Origin of the sequence: Mesorhizobium sp. M0802, from assembly GCF_040320115.1 — a bacterium.
Taxonomy (GTDB): Bacteria; Pseudomonadota; Alphaproteobacteria; order Rhizobiales; family Rhizobiaceae; genus Mesorhizobium.
Genome location: NZ_JAMYOY010000035.1, coordinates 1 through 17,025 on the forward strand (window position 1 = coordinate 1; position 17,025 = coordinate 17,025).

Below are 17,025 nucleotides of genomic sequence, written 5' to 3' on the forward strand. Positions count from 1 at the left end.
TCGCGGTCGTCGTCACCGACGCCGACGGCGACAGCGCTCCAGCCGGCAATCTCGTCATCACCATCGTCGACGACGTGCCGACCGCGACGAATGACACCTGGGGGCCAACGATCACCGGTGCGACGGTCCTCACCGGCCTCCTGACCAATGACAAGTTTGGCGCCGACGGCGTCGATACGGACAATGCTCCAACGCCAGGCCAAGTGACCGTAACGACAAACGGCGCCCACGGCACGGTGGTCTATAACAACAATGGAACATTCACCTACACGCCGACGGGCATCTATATCGGCTCGGACTCTTTCACATACACGATCAAGGACGGTGACGGCGACACTTCGACGGCCACGGTGACCCTGAATGTGCAGACCAACACCGTTCCATCGGGTGGCGGGACAGCGTCGTTGACATTGAACGAAGCCGCGCTCGACACTACGCTCGATGCCTCGGCGCCCGCGGATCTCCAAGCTGGGGCCGTGACCGGCACCAATCCGAGCAGTCGCGGCGAGACGGCGCAAGCAATCAGCGGCATCACCTTCACCACGACCGGCGAAGCCATTAATGTTGCATTCGCCAACCCGACCGGCGATCCAAACTGGGTGGCGCCGACTGTTTCTGGCCTAGCCTCTGGATACACAATCAGCTGGGCGCTCGTCGGCAACCAACTCGTCGGCAGTCTGATACAAACGGCCGGCAGCGTGAACCTCGGCGCATTCGTCTATCTGGCGCTGTCAAACACAAGCGCCGGCGCCAACAGTTCGTTGACACCCGTCGTTACCGCGACACTGACCGACCAGCTCCAGCATCTTGCCGGCTCGGGCAACGTCACCATCAACGGGCTTCAGGTGGTGGCAACCGACACCAGCGGTGATCATGTTTCCGGATCGGTCAATCTGACGGTCCTGGATGACGTTCCGCTGCCATTCAAGCCGGATGGCATCTTCGTGGAAAACACCACGCATACCGTGCTGACGGAGAGCATCAATTTCGCGGCGAGCGCCGGTGCTGACGGCGTTGGCAATGTCGTGTTCAACGTGACCGAAGGCGCGGCCGTCACATCAGGCAGCACAAACATATTCCTGAATGGCGAGCAGGTCTTCTTCCACGTCGTCGATACGCATACTGTGGAGGGACGGACCTCGGCCGCGAACGGCAGCGACCTCGCTTTCACGGCGACCCTGAACCCGGCGACAGATACTTGGACATACACCCAGGCCGCGACGATGTTTGCCGGCAACCAGTTCAATACGGCGAACTTCTCGCCAAGCGGTGGCAACAACCAAGCGATTGTCCTGGACTCCATCGGCTCAACAAGCGACCTGCTTGCAACCGCCAACAGCCCCAATTTCGTGAACACCAGCACGGGCAGTTGGGGCGTCGATGGCGGAAACAGCATCAGCCCTGGTGAGAAGATCCGCTTCGATTTCGTCAGCAATGCAACCACCGACGGCACCATCGCCGGAACCCCCGCGGGCATCGGGGCGGGAACCCACTATACGGATCACTACGAGGTGGCTAGCTATACACAGGGGATTGGCAATGTCTCGGGACCGGGCCTGGTTTCGATAACGATCCGCCCCGTCAACGCCGACTATGATAACACCTACATAGGTGATGTTACCGGCGAAAGCACGGCCCTCGGCGCCTTGGTCACTGTCGTCAACGGCTCCGGCGGAGCTACTCCGACCGCAACGAACAATGGGGACGGAACGTGGACGATCACCGGTCTCGCGCAAGGCGACACCTTTACCGTGGTTGCAAATTCGGACCCGTTCAGCGCAATCGAAATTTCGGCCAATGTTGGCTCGAATGACTTCAAGCTAGGCCCGGTCACCTACACGACCGCCAACGCCGTCACACCGTTCGACATCTCGATCCCGGTCACGGCGACCGACGGTGACGGCGACCCAATTGCCGGGTCAGTGACGGCACACCTTTCGCCCGATCTCAGCACCTGGCAAGGAACTTCGGGCGTGGACACTCACACCACGACCGCGACAGAAACCACGCTGCTCGGCGAGGACGGTAACGACACCCTCAATGGACTCAATCTCCAGGCTGATATCCTCTCCGGCGGACGCGGCGATGATACCTTGTCGGGGAACTCCGGTAACGACACGCTTTACGGCGGCTCGGGAGCGGACATACTGTTCGGCGGCGACGGCAACGACCTGCTGATCGGCGGTTCCGGTCAGGACACGCTCACCGGTGGTATAGGCGTCGATGCGTTCAAGCTCGAGCACCTCGACATCAGAGATCTTATCGCTGACTACAGCGGTGTCGGCGGCCATGGCGACATCATCGACCTTACCTCCTTGTTCGATACAGCCGCCGGAGGGGCCAATGTCGGCGACTTCGTGAACTACAATGCGGGAACGAACACTGTCAGCGTCGACGCCGACGGTCTGGCCAACGGCGCCAATTTCGTGGACGTGGCCACCTTGACGAATGCACCCGTCGCCAACACGATCACCCTGCTCTACGATGACGGAGTGACGCAGCATACGACAACGGCAAACGTGGTCTAGGAGCATGGTGCGGGGCCACGCGACTATGCTATGTATTAGAGATTAGGAATACAGAGGGGGATCTCATCATGAAACGTTCCGTAAGACTGTTGGTTTCCGCTGCGACGCTGTTGCTGGCAGTCGGGTCGACGGGTTATGCCGCCGACATCATCGAAGGGCCGGTGGCCGACTATTGCCGGACCGTTGGCACATCGAACCTGGTGCTGACCGACAACATCGTCGATCTCAAGGCCGAGGTGGTGAAGCTGATGGACGAGTCGGTGGCCGTCGCCAACAGCTCGGAATGGATCAATTCGTCCCGTCCTGCCTTCGTCTGGGCATCGGAAGCCAAGGTCGCCTGCGGCATGGCCTATGGCTACCTCAAGACGAACTACAAGGACGAGGACACGCTCAACAAGTGCGAATGCTTCCACGACCGCATGGTCGAGTACATGAACTGACCGGAAGGGATCCGGCAGTGCCGGTTGGCTGACCCATGGTCGGCGGACGATTGACGAGGGCGATCGCCGGAGCGATCGCATTGACCGGTTTTGGCCAGCTTGCCACTCAAGCCTGCGCCAACTGGCTGGAACGACCTAGCCTGGAGAGACCAGCACCGTTCGGCTTGAGGCGGCCGGTTCGCTGCGACGCCGCCTCCGAATGGACGCGCGCGACATTCAAGGCGTTTGCGACATGCCAGGCATCGCTCTACGGCTTGGAACCGGTGCTGGCGCACGCGGTAATGGAGATCGAAAGCGAATTCGATCCCGATGTGCGCGGCGCCGATGGTGAGGTCGGGTTGATGCAGGTGATGCCGGGAACGGCGCGAATGCTCGGCTTTCGCGGCTCGCTCGACGAGCTTGGCGCGCCGGCGACCAACATCGCGCTCGGCGTCAGATATCTGGCGCAGGCAAACAGCCTTGCCGCAGGCGATCTCTGCACCACGGTCATGAAGTATCGTGCCGGGCACGGTGAAACCCGGTTCTCCGAACTTTCGGTCCGCTACTGCCGGCGTGCGCGTGCAATCCTGGCGAGAGAAGGTTTTGCGGTGGCCGGGCCATTGCCGGTGGCGACGTTCGGATTCTCCGCATTCCCGACAGCAGGAGACGATGGTGCCCCTGCCCCGGCGAGGCGGATTTGTGTGCGCCGGCTGTTCGTGCCGGGCCCGCGATACATGAAATGCACGGACTATCGAAGCGCGGGGCAAGCCAGAATGATCAAGGCGCTCCGGGCAAGACTTTTCGACGGCTGAGCCATAATCCAGCAATTGCAAAGACGGCGAGGCAAGTCTGCCGTAAGATGAACGGATGAGACCGGGACAAATACCCGGCGGGATATGAGGGAGGCATCATGGATTCTGGCCGGCAGCGACACGGTTCGTGGACGTGGGCGATCGTCTTTGCGTTCGCGGGCATAGTGTCGGGCTGCCAGTCGAAGGGCAGCGTCTCGGACGCGCTCGACCCGGCGGCGATCGCCGCACCCGGAGCGCCGGCCGCCGGCGCTGTTGCCGGTCCCGCCCAGGCGACGCAATCGCTCGGCACGGGATCGACGAAGGTCACGATGCTGCTGCCTTTGTCGGCCCCGGGCAACGCCGGCGAAAACGGCAGGAAGATGCTCGATGCGACCAAGCTGGCGATGGCCGACCTTGGAAATGTCCTGCTCACGGTCACGGTCGAGGACACCAAGGGCGACAGCGCGCACGCCAGCGAATTGGCTGTGAAGGCGATCACCACTGGAACTAAGATCGTCATCGGCCCGGTCGAACTCGCGGCCGCGCAGCACATAGCCAAGCTCTCGGGATCGAAGCGACCGCCGGTGCTGGCGCTGGCCGACAATTTCGCCGGCGGCCCGGGCGTCTATGCGGTGCGCCTCAACGAGGCCGACAGCGCGGCCGCGGGCGCAGCCGGCCTGGCGGCCAAAGGCAGCAAGAAGTTCGTGTTGCTCGTTGCGGCGGGCGCGAATGCCGGCGTGGTTGAAAAGCGGGTCGCCAACAGCCTCAGCATCTATGGCGCGACACTCGCCGTCACCATTCCGTATCCGGCCGGCGATGGCGGCACCAAAGTGGTCAATGATGCGGGCTCGCTGGTCGAGGCTCCCGATGCCATCATCATCGCCAGCGGCGACGACAATCCGGCGCAGATCCTTGCGGCGCTCAAAACGAAAGGCATTCCCGGAAAAGCAGTCGCCGTCATTGGAACCAACCGCTGGCTGGAACATCCGATGGAGCCGCTGTTTGAAGGCTCCTACATCGCCACGCTCGACCCAACCGAAACCGGCCCGATCGCCGACCGCTTCAAGACGACCTACAATTATCCAGCCGACGCCAATGTCGCCTACGCCTATGATATGGTCGCCCTGACAGCAGGAATTGCAAGTTCGGCCGGGCCTGACGGCTTCAGCAAGCAGGTGCTCGAAAATCGGAGCGGATTTCGCGGATCGACCGGCCTGTTCCGGTTTCGGGCGGATGGCTCCAGTGAGCGATCCATGCCCTTCTACCAGGTTCGAAAAGGCGCACTCAAGCTGGTCGCCAAATCGACATCGGGGTATTGAGGGGCAAGGAACCTTGCTTGAGTTGATGGGCTGGCTGAGGCACAATCGCTTGATAGCGCTCGGAAGCCTGCTCCTCCTGGCCGGGGTCTTGTTGATCATGCGGGCCGCCGATCTGCTTCCCATCGATCGGCCGATACCAGCGTCGCGTCAATCCATCGACGATAGCCAGCCACTGCGACCAATTGCGACCGTCGCCAATACGCCATGGCGACGACGGGCACGCAAGATTGCTCAGGACCTTATCGCGCCGCCACAGCTTGATCCGGCGCAAATCGAACGGGTCGAGCCGCGCCTGCCGCTCAGCGACCTTGGTCTGGCTTCGCCTGCAGGGATGCGGATGCCAAAGGATTGGAAAGAGGTCCTGCTGTACCAACCGGTTGCCACCTCGTCGGCAACCTTCGAATCGATGGGGCGCAAGGTAGCCATCAGCGGGATCCAAGGCATTGACCTGGATGAGACCTGTTCCTTTCGTGGCATCGCCTGGCCTTGCGGCCAGCGTGCGCGCGCGACGTTCAATTCCTGGCTGCGCGGCCGGGCGCTGAAATGCGTCGTGCCGCCGGAAATCGATCGTTTTGCCATTGCGGCACCGTGCAGCTTGGGCAAGCAGGATGTCGGCGCGTGGCTTGTTTCCAATGGCTGGGCGACGGCCCTGGCGAGTGGCATCTACGGCAAGGCGGAGGCAGTGGCCAGAGACGCGCAGATGGGGATATTCGGCCCGCCGCAATAGCCGATAATTCGGTGTCGTCCCTTTTACCGCCGTAGCCTTGCTTTTGAAGGCCTGATTTCGGGCCGATGGTAGGTGATTGCGCCATTACTAAAATTGTATGTTTCCTCGAAACTGAAAGTGCAGCACCTTGGCCTTATGACAGCCGATCAGGCGGGAGATTGGCTAATGATGACACCAATGGCGAATAGCTCGCCCCGGCAATGGAAAGATATCGCATGGCTGACTGCCCTGGGATCGGCGGGAATTCTGCTCCTCTCGGTTGGCCTCAACTATCTGCTTCTGTTTTCGGAAGTCTTGACGCCGTTTGGCCGCAGCATGGTCACAGCGATCCTGTTGCCGGTCATGGTCGGTGGCCCGCTTTTGCTGTTCATTGGCCTGCAGCGGACCGAGCTCGTCCGTTATCGAAGAGAACTCAACAAGTCGGCGACCTTTGACAGCCTGACAGGCTGCCTCAACCGGACGGTCTTCACTTCGATGGTCGAAAGGAGAGCAACCAGGCCAAAATCCTCTGGTCCAAGATCTGGCGCCTTCCTGGTCATTCATCCCGAACACATCAGGTCCATCAATCTGCGCTTCGGCCTTGGCTGGGGTGACGAAGCCTTGCGGCTCATAGCCTCGACCATCCAGTCATCGGTACGCAAGGAAGATCTGGTGGGCCGGATCGGAACCTCCATGTTCGGGGTCTTTCTGCCCGGTGCGACAGAAGACGACGCCAGGGAGATCGGCGAGCGTATCCGGGCGCGCGTGGCCCAAGCCTATTTCGCGCCAAAAGGAACCGCGGACACGCTGACCATCAGCGTCGGCGGCGTGGTGTTTGAAAACGAGTTGGAATTCGAGGACATGTTCCGATCGGCGGAATCGCTGTTATCCGGCGTCGAACGCCAGCCTGGATTTCAATTGTCGCACCTCCACAACTAGAGCGTTCACCGTTTCACGGAAGCGGCGAACCGCTATGTCTTTGTTTTTACGCAAATTCCGGACGGAAAACCGCACGCACTTTTCCTGGAGTTGCTCTTGGCAGTCAGAACATTGATCAGCACCTGACGGGTATTTGGAATGAGAAAATACAACGCTACGGCGGCCTTGCTCCCCGCAAGCGTAAGGCTGATCCGCAAAATCCGGGACTTTGCGGGCTTCAGCCGCGATCTAACCACCGCTGCAGCAGAGACAGTTGGTCCCGCGTTCACGGTAGCATTGTCTTGTAGAATCTAGTCGGCTCGGACGGCCGTATCAAGGCTTTCGCTGGAACATGCTAAAGTGCCGTTCACGCGCATACATCACTCGAAAAGCGAGTTCCGTATATATTCCAAAACGTTGCTCTTCAAAAAGTACCGCAGGCCGAGAAAGCTGTTGACGGTACTTTTCTCGAACGTTGCAGTCGAAGACTCCAGTTGCTGATCTGGGTCGATTTTGAATGAGATGAACCGCAAATCGTTGTTTTCCGCGCAACCTACGCTTGGGCACTCCAGACTGGCTAACCCCTACTCCCACTCGTCCAAACAGCATATTGAAATCGGAGGGACTCGATCGTGACGCGTGCGCCCGACCATCGCCAACGGTGGGCTCCAAACTGATCGAAACTTCTCGTCGACCTTTGCAAGGTGATTGATCATCGGGGAGACCAAAGCCGAAACACTGGGGTTGGTGTCTCCAGTGACGCTGAACGAAGCTTCAGGGAAAATCCCAAATCTGCCGATTTCCCTGGCGCTGTCATTGCAACGATCGAGACAATCAGGGAGACCGGACCGGAGGCACGAGAGGCGGCGTCCTTCCGTGGGGTCGCTCCTCCAAACCGTTTGACGCAATTTAGAGATGTTGCCTTGACCCCGCACTAGCGTCTACTGCATCTGCTAGTAGGAGCGTCACGAATGGCGAGAAAGTCTGTCCGACGCAAGTCAACGATTTATGACATCGCGGTGGCGGCAAAGTTGTCCCCGACAGCGGTTAGTCTCGTCCTCAATGGCTCGTGGCAACAGCACCGGATCAAGGCGGAAACCGCAGCGACCATCCTCGATTGGGCTGAGCGGCTTGGCTATGCTGTCAACCTCAAGGCACGAGGATTGCGGCTTTCCCGATCCGGGCTCGCTGGAATGATCTTGCCACATTACCGCAATCGCTTCTTCGCCGGATTGGCCGAAGCCTTTGAAGCGGAATCCCGCGTCCACCGCTTGTGCCCGATCGTCGTCAGCACCCATCGCAATCCTGATAACGAGTTGAGTGTGACGGAAACCCTGCTGGCCCAGCAGGTGGAATTTCTCTTCCTTGCGGGCGTTCGTGACCCCGATCCGCTGAATGATCTGTGCCGGGCAGCGGGCGTCCGGTGCATCAACATCGATCTGCCAGGCCGCCGGGCTCCCTCAGTTGTTTCTGACAACTACGGGGGCGCCAAGGCGCTCACAGAGATCATTGTTCAGAAATTGAAAGAACGAGGGGGCTCCACCGAAGATCTCTTCTTCTTTGGCGGGGTCAGCGATGATGACGCAACACGTAGCCGTTTGCTGGGTTTTCACGATGCGCTGGCAGCGCATGGGATTGTTACGGGCCCGGGCACGATTGACTGCTGCGGATACGCACCGACCAACGCTGCTCGGTCTCTCGCTGCACGATACGCTCAGCTTGGGCATCTGCCCTCAGGTATGTTCGTCAACGGCGTGACCGCTCTTGAAGGAACATTGCGGTTCACTTCGACGCTAGCCTCAAGTGAGCTTGGACGGGTTGTTGTCGGAAGCTTCGACTGGGATCCATTCGCGGCGCATTTGCCCTTCGATGTGACCATGGTCCGACAGAATGTCGAGGTGATGATTGCTGAAGGATTTTCGCTTCTGGAGAATTATTCGATAGACCACTTTCCGCTGGTGACCGTACCGACCAGCTTTGGGCGAACCGGAGAGCATGACGGCGCCCAAGAAGATTGGGATTCGGCATCCAAATCGAGCATCGACCACTAGCAATTCTTTGTCACGAGACATCGTTGCAGAAGTTCAACTCCGTTCATCAGCACCTCGGATCTGGGTAGCACCGCCTCCACCCAAGGCTCGCGGGGGATCGCATGTCGTTTCTACGGGTGCAGCCTGAGTGCGAAAGGGCGGATCGTTTACATCAATCGAGAAATGTTTTTAGACGCTGGTGGCGTGACCGCCTTGCTAAATCTATTTAGCACCTTGACCGGCCGGCATCCAAAGTCTTTTATGGCGCGTTCTGGGAGGAATGCGGCGCCGAGTGCGTCAATGCCGTAGGGCACAAAGGGGTGGCCAAACAAAGCCGACATGGGCAATAGGCAACCCAAAAACTCGTCAATCAGGGAGGAACTAAATGTTAGCAAAAACTATACTCGCGGCAGCGTTCGGCGCAGCCCTTTCGGTCGCCACAATGGATGCTGCACTGGCGAAGGACATCAAGGTTGGAGTCGTCGTGAAGATCGGCGGTATTCCCTGGTTCAATGCGATGGAAACGGGAATAAAGGAAAAGTCGAAAGAGCTTGGCGACGACGGCTTCATGGTCGGGCCGACCAGCGCCGACCCGGCACTTCAGGTCCGCGCGATCGAAGACCTGATAGCTCAGGGCGTCAGCGTAATTGGCGTCGTGCCGAATGATGCAAACGTTCTCGAGCCAGTTCTAAAAAAGGCGCGCGAAACGGGCATCAAGGTTATAACTCATGAATCGCCAGACCAGGTGAACGCTGATTGGGACTTCGAAATGGTCTCGGCCGTTGGTTTCGGTGAGGCCCATGCTAAGCTATTTGCCGAGAAAATGGGCGGCAAAGGCAAGTACGTGGTGTACGTAGGTTCTCTTACTGTGCCCGCACACAATGCCTGGGCCGATGCTGCAATCGCCTACCTGAAGAAGAACTTTCCCGACATGCAGATGGTTGGCGACAGATATGGCGTCGCCGAGAGCGCCGATGACAGCCGAAAGACGGCTCTGGATGTGCTTGCCGCCAATCCTGACCTCGGCGGCTTCCTGACGTTCGGCAGTCAGGGACCGATCGGCGCCGGACGCGCGATCGAGGAGCAGAAGCTTGGTGACAAGGTGGTTCTTGTCGGTTCATTCTCGCCTAGCCAAGGCAGCGCAATGCTCAAGTCCGGCATTATTGACGGCGGCTATATGTGGAATCCTCTGGAAGCGGGCAAAGTATTCGTAACGATGGCTGATTTTCTGGCGGGCGGCGGTGAAATCACCGACGGCATGACGATCGAAGGTCTGGGTGTCGTTCACCCTGACTTCAAAACCGGCACCATCATCGTGGACGCTGTGCAGCCTATCACGGTCGAAACGGTCGATGGTCTTGCAGCCCTAGGGCTTTAGATGGCGGACCATGGCTGGCGTGCCGGGGTGGCAAATCAATCCCGGCACGCCCCATCCTTGTCATTTCAGAAGGGCCCGCCGTGAACCTCGTCGCGTCTACGACGCAGGACCTCCCATCGGTTCTGTCGTTTAGCAACATAAGCGTCACATTTGGTGGCGTTAGAGCCCTCCAGGATGTCGCCTTCGAGGTTCTCCCGGGTGAAGTGCAATGCATCGCCGGTGAGAACGGCAGCGGCAAGAGCACCCTGATCAAGGTAATCACCGGCGTTTGTCAGCCGCTAGCCGGCGCAAACATGTCGATCGCCGGAAAGTCTGTCGACATCATGTCGCCGGCTGCGGCGCGCAGCGCCGGGGTGGAAGTCATCTGGCAGGACCTCGCACTGTTTCCTGAAATGACAGTCGCGGAAAATATCGGGATCAGAACTGTCCTCGGCAACATGCCTCGGCTCGTCGATCATTCGCGCATTCGCGAGGTGGCGCGAGGGCTGTTGGCGCGGCTTGGCGCCGACCTCGATGTCGACGCGCCTCTGCGTAGCTTTGCAATCGCCCAACGTCAGATCGTCGCCATCGCCCGGGCGCTCGCCGGCGATGCGAAGGTTATTTTCATGGACGAGCCCACATCGTCGCTTACTCAATCGGAAACAGACCGGTTGCTCGCGATCGTTCGAACACTCTCGAATGAAGGCATGGCCATCGTCTTCGTCAGCCATCGCCTTGCGGAAGTTCTGGAGATCTCAAGTCGCGTCACCGTTCTGCGCGACGGTAAGGTCGTTGGGGTGTTCCCGACCGCCGGAATGACCCAATCACGCCTCACCGAACTGATGACCGGCAAGACGTTCGACCAAACCGTGAGCACGAGAAACCTTAGTGGATCACCCGTCGTGTTGAAGATCGATCGATTGACCCGCGCAGGCGACTATGACGACGTTTCGCTGACAATACGGCGCGGTGAAACGCTTGGCCTGACCGGGCTACTCGGCGCCGGTCGCACAGAACTCGCGCTTTCTATTTTCGGCATGCTGCGCCCAGACCGCGGCAGCATCGCACTCAACGGGACGGTTCTTCATCTGAACTCCAACCGCGACGCAATCCGCGCGGGTATTGGATATCTCTCCGAAGACCGCTTGTCCCTTGGTCTCATACAAGCTCAGTCCATCGCCGACAACGCCGTTATCCCGGTGCTCGACAAGATCCTTGATCGAGGGCTGATCTCCTCGGAGAAGAAGGACGCGCTCGTCAATCATTGGATCGAGGAATTGGCGATAAAAGTCGGGCGGCAGACTGATGCGATTTCCACGCTCTCGGGCGGCAACCAGCAAAGGGTGGCCATCGCCAAATGGCTGGCGGTCGGCCTGAAACTGATCATTCTTGATTCGCCAACCGTGGGGGTGGACGTTGGCGCGCGGGCCGGCATCTTCGAGATTGTCGCCAAGCTCGCTGCCGAAGGCCTGGCGATTCTGCTGATATCCGATGAAGTGCCGGAGGTCTATTTCAACGCCGATCGTATCCTTCATATGGCTGCGGGCAAGATAGTCGCCGAATACGATCCGCACGCCATCCCGCTCGGCGACCTGGAAGCTGCCGTCTATGCGTAACCGCGGCAAGCTCTTCCGGGCTCATCCCACCGAGACATGGCTCGTTGTGGTTCTTCTCATCATGAGCGCAGGTCTCTCCGTTGCGAGCGACAAATTCTTCACCATTGCCAATCTCTTCAATCTGCTCAACACAAGCTCGACAAATCTGATCTTCGCGGTTGGGCTGCTGGTGGTGTTGATCGCTGGGGGCATCGACATCTCCTTCGCTGTGGCCGCGTCAGTGGTTCAATACGTTGTGGCGCTGGCTCTAGCCCAAATGGGAGGTGGTGATTGGTTCATCGGCCTCACCTTGGCGGCAATTGTCGGGATCGCCCTGGGTGCGGTGAACGCCGGCCTCATCTACTATTTCCAGATCATTTCAATCGTTGTCACCATCGCCACCTTCAATATTTTTTTCGGCCTGCTGATGTTCTTCACGCACGGTGTATCGATCTACAATCTGCCTGCATGGTGGACGCATCGCACTGTGCTTTTCGAGGTCCAACAGGCGAATGGCAATTGGGCCGAGCTAACACTGCCGGTTGCGATCATGGCGGTCTGCGTCGCCGCCACCTGGGGGCTTATCCGGTATACCACCACGGGACGGCAGCTATACGCTTTTGGCGATAACCCGGAGGGCGCCCGTCGCCTCGGTATCAACATCGCGGCGATGCACTTCATTGCCTTCGGCTGGCTTGGTTTGATGGCCGGGATCGCGGGACTTGTGCAGGTGCACTATTCCCAGGAAGTCGTGCCCAACGCATTGGTGGGGCGCGAGCTGGACGTGCTGGCAGCTGTTGTCCTTGGCGGTGCCAGGCTGGGTGGCGGGCGGGGCACCGTGCTCGGTTGCATCCTTGGCGTGTTTCTTGTGTCGGTGACGCAAAACGGGCTGAACCTCCTCGGCATCTCTCCCTATGCTTTCAAGATGATCGTCGGGGCGATCATCTTGATTGCCATCACGCTGTCCAACGCGCCGCTCGGGCATATCCTCGCGGGCTTGCGGCAGAGGATGGGTACATGACGCAGCGCGTGCTCGAAACTGGAGCGCTACGGCACGGATTCTTGCGCCGTCTTGCCGGCACGTTGGGCGCCGAGAATATCGGACTTTTGCTGGCATTGATTTTGGTGATTGCATTCTTCGGATCTCTCTCGCCGCGATTCCTGTCCAAAGCTACCTTTGAATCGGTGGCCTTCCAGTTGCCTGAACTTGGACTGCTTACGCTCGCGATGTTGATGCCGATCATCTCGGGCGGCATCAATCTCGCCGTGACGTTCACGGCCAATCTCTGTGGCCTCACGCTCGCCTGGGTTCTTCAGGTCAACGGAGGACCGGACGCAAGCATCTATGCCTTTCTACTCGGTTCCGTTCTTGCGGTCGGCGTTGGCACGGCAAGCGGCTTGGTCATGGGCCCGGTGATAGCCTGTACCGGCGCGCACCCCATCCTCGTTTCGCTCTCGGTGATGATTTTCCTGCGCGGCCTTGGCGAGTTTCTGACCCGCGGCGCCGATATTTCGGGCTTTCCCGAATTCGTCCAGCCCCTGGGTCACGGCAGCATCGTCGGCATTCCTGTCCCGCTGCTGATACTGCTCGGCGCAGTCATCGTCTGGCATGTCTTGATGACCCGAACCAGGCTTGGCTTTTCAAACTATATGGTCGGCTCCAACATCGAGGCGACGCGCTATTCCGGCATCTCGACGCGACGCGTGATCATTCTGATCTACGCGCTGTCTGGCGCCATGTGTGCGTTGGCCGGCATTATCATGATGGCACGATTCAATTCCGTCCGTGTCGGCCATGGCGAGTCCTATGTGCTGATTACGGTGCTTGCCTGCTTCTTGGGCGGGGTGAATCCGTTTGGCGGCTTCGGCAAGGTCGTTTCGGTCTTCCTAGCCCTCATCGTTTTGCAGTTGCTTTCTTCGGGACTGAATCTCTTGGGCGCCAGCCAGCACCTGGCCACAGCCATTTGGGGCATCATGCTGATCGGCGTCATGATCTTGCGGTGGGCTGCCGGGCAGCTCAATTTCATGAGGATAACACGATGAAGGGTTTTGGCGTTCATACGAGCATGTGGACGAGTGGTTGGTCCGTAGAGGGCGCCGAGCACACTGTAGCGGCGGTAAAAAAATACGATCTCGATTTCATTGAAATTTCGCTGGCCGATCCATTTTCTTGCGATGCCGATCACACCCGCAAGCTGCTGGCGGCAAATGGCATGCAGGCGGTGTGCTCGCTAGGGTTGCCCGAATATGCGTGGGCATCGCGCCACCCACAGGAGGCGATTGACTTTCTCAAGGTGGCTATCGACAAGACGGCCGACATCGGAGCCCAGGCGCTATGCGGCGTAATCTATGGCGGCATCGGCGAGCGTACTGGCGTGCCACCTACGCAGGACGAACTTGATAACATTGCGAAAGTGATGACGTCCGCCGCCGCGCAAGCCAAGTCTCGCGGCATCGAACTCGGTGTTGAAGCCGTGAACCGCTACGAGAACCACATCATCAACACCGCGGCTCAGGCGGTGGCACTAATCGAGAGAGTCGGCGCCGACAATATGTTCGTGCACCTTGATACCTATCACATGAACATAGAGGAGAAAGGTATGGGCAACGGTATTATCGTCGCCCGCGATTACCTCAAATATATCCACCTCTCCGAGTCTGATCGCGGCACCCCAGGCGAGGGCAATTGCAATTGGGATGAGACGTTCGCAACGCTGGCCGCGATCGGCTTCAAGGGCGGGCTCGCGATGGAGAGCTTCATCAACATGGATCCGCGTCTGGCGTTTGGCCTCAGCGTGTGGCGTCCGGTGGCCGAGAGTGAAGCGGTTGTAATGGGCAACGGTCTGCCGTTCTTGCGCAACAAGGCACGGCAGTACGGGCTGATCGCATAAGTTACATCGCCATGCGAGATCGAAACTCGGCACATCATGAGCCGACTGCATCGACATTGCGGCGACTGCCTTCGAAGCAGGAGCCGCTCGAGAGGCAATATTGCGGCGTTTTAGATCCCGGCCTTCGGCTGCCCCCCGGGCGCAAGCAGCCAACCGGTCGGCGATCGCAACTGCCGTGAACAATCTATTTCACCGGCTCGGGCATCACAGCCTACCTTCGGCGGTTGCGAGCCGGCCCCGCATCAATTCGCGGCGCTTTCGAAACTCTGTGTATTCCTGGTCGGCCAGTACCCCGATCAGGATCACCGATCCACTCACGGCAAAGTTGAGTGAGGAGGGAATGCCTAGAACATTGACAAGGTTCTGAAGCACCTGCAGCAAGATCGTTCCAAGAACCACACCAATGATTGAGCCTTCCCCGCCCCGCAACGAGAACCCTCCAAGGACGGCGGCGGCGATCGCGTAGAGCTCGTAGAAATTGCCGTGCGAGCTTGGCAGGATCGAGCGTGTGTACATTGCGAGAAAGATGGATGACAGCGCCGTCAGCCCGGCGCAGATCACATAGGCGCAGATGATCACCCGGCCGGTACGGATTCCCGAAAACCGCGCGGCCTCTTCAGAGGTATAGTCCGAAGGCGGTACGGTGCAGAACGACCAACATCACCGCCGCCAGGACAAGCAGGAAGACAAAAGAATGAGGAATGGGAATGGAGGTAGGCATTGTTGGTAAGAACCGAAACCAGATCGGTGCGACCGGTGGTGAGATATTCCAGATCCTCGAAGCGGGTTTCGTAGGGAAAGCCTGCCGTCGCATCTTGCGTGTTGCCCTGCTGCTCGCCGGCATGAAGATCGCCCGCACCATCCTGCGTCAGCCGGCCTGCAGGCGGTGATCGCCGAGGAGCTGTCGCCGGGCGGGGCCGCCGACCTTTCCGATCAGTCCATAACAGACCACATCCTCGAACACGCCAAGACGGTTTATCACCCCTGCGGCACCTGCCGGATGGGCACCGATGACCAGGCGGTGGTCGACCCGCAATTGCGCGTGCGCGGCGTGCCGCGCCTACGCATCTGCGACGCCTCGATCATGCCGCGTCTCATCAGCGGCAACACCAACGCGCCGGTGATCATGATCGCCGATCGGTGCGCCGATTTCATCTTCGGCAGCGCTTAGCGAGAAACGGGCAGCCCAGAGAAATCCAGGCTGTTTTGAGACGGTGTATCTGTCCAGCGCATGCAGCGACTTTGTCGCGACCGAAACCGGACAGCTTGACGCCGCCGGGCGGCACGGTGATGTCGGCGCCGCCATACATTGCATAGGTCCTATCAAATCGAGACTGGGATAGCGATGCCAACGCGCTGCTGTTGGCCGCCAGAAAGCTGGTGCGGATACGCCTGGAGAAATTCAGGCGATGCAGGCAGCTTCACCCGACGCAGCAGTTCCAGCAGCATCCATGACGGCGCCGAAGTCGCGCCCGGCTTCCAGATCATCGCTGCGCCGGCCACACGCCCGGCCACTCGGTCTACCTCGCAAACTACGGCAAGGAACAGCGCATGATTTCGGCCGACACGATGTATGTGCCAGCGCTGCTGGCGCCGCATCCGGAGTGGCAAGGCAGCTACGACCAGGACGGGCCGATGGCGATCACCACGCGGCACAAGCTGATCGATCGCGTGATCGCCCACAACATCCGGATCTCGGGCGGGGGCTCTCAGAGAGGTTCCTGCTATTGCTGCTGCAGGCCGGTGATCATGGCAATGATCTCGTTCTTATCGGTCTTCGCGGTCTCGCGAATTCCAATCTGCTTGCCACGCCTGAGAACACAGATGCGGTCGGAGAGCTTGAAGACCTGGTCGAGGCTGTGGCTGATGATCAGGATGCCGACATTGCGCTGCTTCAGCGACTGGACGATAGCCTCCACCCGGGCGGTTTCGGCAACGCCCAGCGCCGCCGTCGGCTCATCCAGCAGGATCAGCTTGCTTGCCCAATGCGTGGCGCGCGCGATCGCAACGCCCTGGCGCTGGCCGCCGGAGAGATCGCGGATAGTGGCGTGGGCGGAGGGGATGCGCACGTCCAGTTCCTTCACCAGTTTCTCGGTCTCGTCGATCATGCGGCGGCGGTCGAGCAGACCGAGGCGGTTCAGCGGCTCGCGGCCGAGGAACATGTTCATGTAGACCGTCTGCTGGTCGGCCAGCGCCAGGTCCTGGTAGACGACCTCGATGCCGTGCGCGCGCCCCATGGTGGCATTCGACATCGTCACCGGTTTTCCTTCGATGACGATGGTGCCGGACGAGGGCGGGTGGACGCCCGAGACGATCTTGACCAGCGTCGACTTTCCGGCGCCGTTGTCGCCGACGAGTGCAACGATCTCGCCCGGGAAAACCTCGAGCGAAAAACTCTCGATCGCGGTGATGCCGCCGAAATTCTTGCGAATGTCGTGCAGCTGAAGGATGGGCGCGCTCACCGTCATGTG

General features: G+C 59.6%; 17 protein-coding genes and 1 pseudogene. 15 read left to right on the plus strand and 3 right to left on the minus strand.

The window, feature by feature from the left end; all coding sequences use genetic code 11:
• The 12 genes from NKI10_RS29750 to NKI10_RS29805 form a co-directional block, all read left to right on the plus strand.
• Nucleotides 1-2,528: Ig-like domain-containing protein (locus NKI10_RS29750; RefSeq protein ID WP_352862526.1), on the plus strand; the 2,528-nt coding region annotated here is incomplete at its 5' end.
• Between the two features lie 68 nt (nt 2,529-2,596).
• On the plus strand, nt 2,597-2,968 hold the full coding sequence (locus NKI10_RS29755) for a hypothetical protein (RefSeq protein ID WP_023818629.1): 372 nt from the start codon (nt 2,597-2,599) through the stop codon (nt 2,966-2,968).
• A gap of 80 nt (nt 2,969-3,048) precedes the next feature.
• Nucleotides 3,049-3,759, plus strand: a complete 711-nt coding sequence (locus tag NKI10_RS29760) for a lytic transglycosylase domain-containing protein (RefSeq protein ID WP_352862527.1) — start codon at nt 3,049-3,051, stop codon at nt 3,757-3,759.
• A 98-nt stretch (nt 3,760-3,857) separates the two neighbouring features.
• Nucleotides 3,858-5,057: a type 1 periplasmic-binding domain-containing protein gene (locus NKI10_RS29765; protein ID WP_352862528.1), complete on the plus strand. Its 1,200-nt coding sequence runs from the start codon at nt 3,858-3,860 to the stop codon at nt 5,055-5,057.
• 13 nt (nt 5,058-5,070) lie between these two features.
• The gene (locus NKI10_RS29770) at nt 5,071-5,784 is read left to right on the plus strand and encodes a thermonuclease family protein (RefSeq protein ID WP_352862529.1); all 714 of its coding nucleotides are present in this window, start codon (nt 5,071-5,073) and stop codon (nt 5,782-5,784) included.
• A 165-nt stretch (nt 5,785-5,949) separates the two neighbouring features.
• Nucleotides 5,950-6,702 (plus strand): GGDEF domain-containing protein, encoded by a 753-nt coding sequence (locus tag NKI10_RS29775; protein WP_031243550.1) that lies wholly within the window; start codon nt 5,950-5,952, stop codon nt 6,700-6,702.
• A gap of 950 nt (nt 6,703-7,652) precedes the next feature.
• A complete protein-coding gene (locus tag NKI10_RS29780; RefSeq protein WP_023667744.1) occupies nt 7,653-8,732 on the plus strand; it encodes a LacI family DNA-binding transcriptional regulator in 1,080 nt (359 codons plus the stop codon).
• A gap of 364 nt (nt 8,733-9,096) precedes the next feature.
• Nucleotides 9,097-10,089 (plus strand): substrate-binding domain-containing protein, encoded by a 993-nt coding sequence (locus NKI10_RS29785; RefSeq protein ID WP_031209051.1) that lies wholly within the window; start codon nt 9,097-9,099, stop codon nt 10,087-10,089.
• A gap of 80 nt (nt 10,090-10,169) precedes the next feature.
• Nucleotides 10,170-11,684, plus strand: a complete 1,515-nt coding sequence (locus NKI10_RS29790) for a sugar ABC transporter ATP-binding protein (RefSeq protein ID WP_023704356.1) — start codon at nt 10,170-10,172, stop codon at nt 11,682-11,684.
• Nucleotides 11,677-12,684, plus strand: a complete 1,008-nt coding sequence (locus tag NKI10_RS29795) for an ABC transporter permease (protein ID WP_352862530.1) — start codon at nt 11,677-11,679, stop codon at nt 12,682-12,684. The genes NKI10_RS29790 and NKI10_RS29795 overlap by 8 nt, the downstream gene beginning before the upstream one ends.
• Nucleotides 12,681-13,706 (plus strand): ABC transporter permease, encoded by a 1,026-nt coding sequence (locus NKI10_RS29800; protein WP_352862531.1) that lies wholly within the window; start codon nt 12,681-12,683, stop codon nt 13,704-13,706. Before NKI10_RS29795 ends, NKI10_RS29800 begins: the two co-directional genes overlap by 4 nt.
• The gene (locus tag NKI10_RS29805) at nt 13,703-14,554 is read left to right on the plus strand and encodes a sugar phosphate isomerase/epimerase family protein (protein ID WP_023704358.1); all 852 of its coding nucleotides are present in this window, start codon (nt 13,703-13,705) and stop codon (nt 14,552-14,554) included. Before NKI10_RS29800 ends, NKI10_RS29805 begins: the two co-directional genes overlap by 4 nt.
• Before the next feature lie 204 nt (nt 14,555-14,758).
• Here the strand turns inward: NKI10_RS29805 and NKI10_RS30985 are convergent, their stop codons facing one another.
• Nucleotides 14,759-15,133 (minus strand): ABC transporter permease, encoded by a 375-nt coding sequence (locus tag NKI10_RS30985; RefSeq protein ID WP_502897599.1) that lies wholly within the window; start codon nt 15,131-15,133, stop codon nt 14,759-14,761.
• A 128-nt stretch (nt 15,134-15,261) separates the two neighbouring features.
• On the opposite strand from NKI10_RS30985, the gene NKI10_RS30990 reads away from it, so the two are divergent.
• Entirely contained in the window at nt 15,262-15,444 is a 183-nt protein-coding gene (locus tag NKI10_RS30990) for a hypothetical protein (protein WP_050588819.1), read from the plus strand.
• The gene (locus NKI10_RS29815; protein ID WP_352862532.1) at nt 15,441-15,725 is read left to right on the plus strand and encodes a GMC oxidoreductase; all 285 of its coding nucleotides are present in this window, start codon (nt 15,441-15,443) and stop codon (nt 15,723-15,725) included. The genes NKI10_RS30990 and NKI10_RS29815 overlap by 4 nt, the downstream gene beginning before the upstream one ends.
• A gap of 152 nt (nt 15,726-15,877) precedes the next feature.
• On the opposite strand, the gene NKI10_RS29820 is transcribed toward NKI10_RS29815, so the two are convergent.
• Nucleotides 15,878-16,042, minus strand: a complete 165-nt coding sequence (locus NKI10_RS29820) for a hypothetical protein (protein ID WP_352742399.1) — start codon at nt 16,040-16,042, stop codon at nt 15,878-15,880.
• Between NKI10_RS29820 and NKI10_RS29825 the strand changes: the two are divergent.
• Nucleotides 16,002-16,255, plus strand: a pseudogene (locus tag NKI10_RS29825) (MBL fold metallo-hydrolase); the annotation flags it as partial. The gene NKI10_RS29820 and the pseudogene NKI10_RS29825 sit on opposite strands and share 41 nt — an antisense overlap.
• Nucleotides 16,256-16,278: 23 nt before the next feature.
• Here NKI10_RS29825 and NKI10_RS29830 read toward each other — a convergent pair.
• Nucleotides 16,279-17,022, minus strand: coding sequence for an ATP-binding cassette domain-containing protein (locus NKI10_RS29830; protein WP_023686849.1), 744 nt, complete (start codon nt 17,020-17,022; stop codon nt 16,279-16,281).
• Nucleotides 17,023-17,025 lie beyond the last annotated feature (3 nt).

What these genes read in the sequence shown, in the direction of transcription:
- NKI10_RS29755 (WP_023818629.1), top strand. Translation starts at nt 2,597, where the DNA reads ATGAAACGTTCCGTAAGACTGTTGGTTTCCGCTGCGACGCTGTTGCTG.
- NKI10_RS29765 (WP_352862528.1), top strand. Translation starts at nt 3,858, where the DNA reads ATGGATTCTGGCCGGCAGCGACACGGTTCGTGGACGTGGGCGATCGTC.
- NKI10_RS29775 (WP_031243550.1), top strand. Translation starts at nt 5,950, where the DNA reads ATGATGACACCAATGGCGAATAGCTCGCCCCGGCAATGGAAAGATATC.
- NKI10_RS29780 (WP_023667744.1), top strand. Translation starts at nt 7,653, where the DNA reads ATGGCGAGAAAGTCTGTCCGACGCAAGTCAACGATTTATGACATCGCG.
- NKI10_RS29785 (WP_031209051.1), top strand. Translation starts at nt 9,097, where the DNA reads ATGTTAGCAAAAACTATACTCGCGGCAGCGTTCGGCGCAGCCCTTTCG.
- NKI10_RS29795 (WP_352862530.1), top strand. Translation starts at nt 11,677, where the DNA reads ATGCGTAACCGCGGCAAGCTCTTCCGGGCTCATCCCACCGAGACATGG.
- NKI10_RS29800 (WP_352862531.1), top strand. Translation starts at nt 12,681, where the DNA reads ATGACGCAGCGCGTGCTCGAAACTGGAGCGCTACGGCACGGATTCTTG.
- NKI10_RS29805 (WP_023704358.1), top strand. Translation starts at nt 13,703, where the DNA reads ATGAAGGGTTTTGGCGTTCATACGAGCATGTGGACGAGTGGTTGGTCC.
- NKI10_RS30990 (WP_050588819.1), top strand. Translation starts at nt 15,262, where the DNA reads ATGGAGGTAGGCATTGTTGGTAAGAACCGAAACCAGATCGGTGCGACC.
- NKI10_RS29820 (WP_352742399.1), bottom strand. Translation starts at nt 16,042, where the DNA reads ATGATCTGGAAGCCGGGCGCGACTTCGGCGCCGTCATGGATGCTGCTG.
- NKI10_RS29830 (WP_023686849.1), bottom strand. Translation starts at nt 17,022, where the DNA reads ATGACGGTGAGCGCGCCCATCCTTCAGCTGCACGACATTCGCAAGAAT.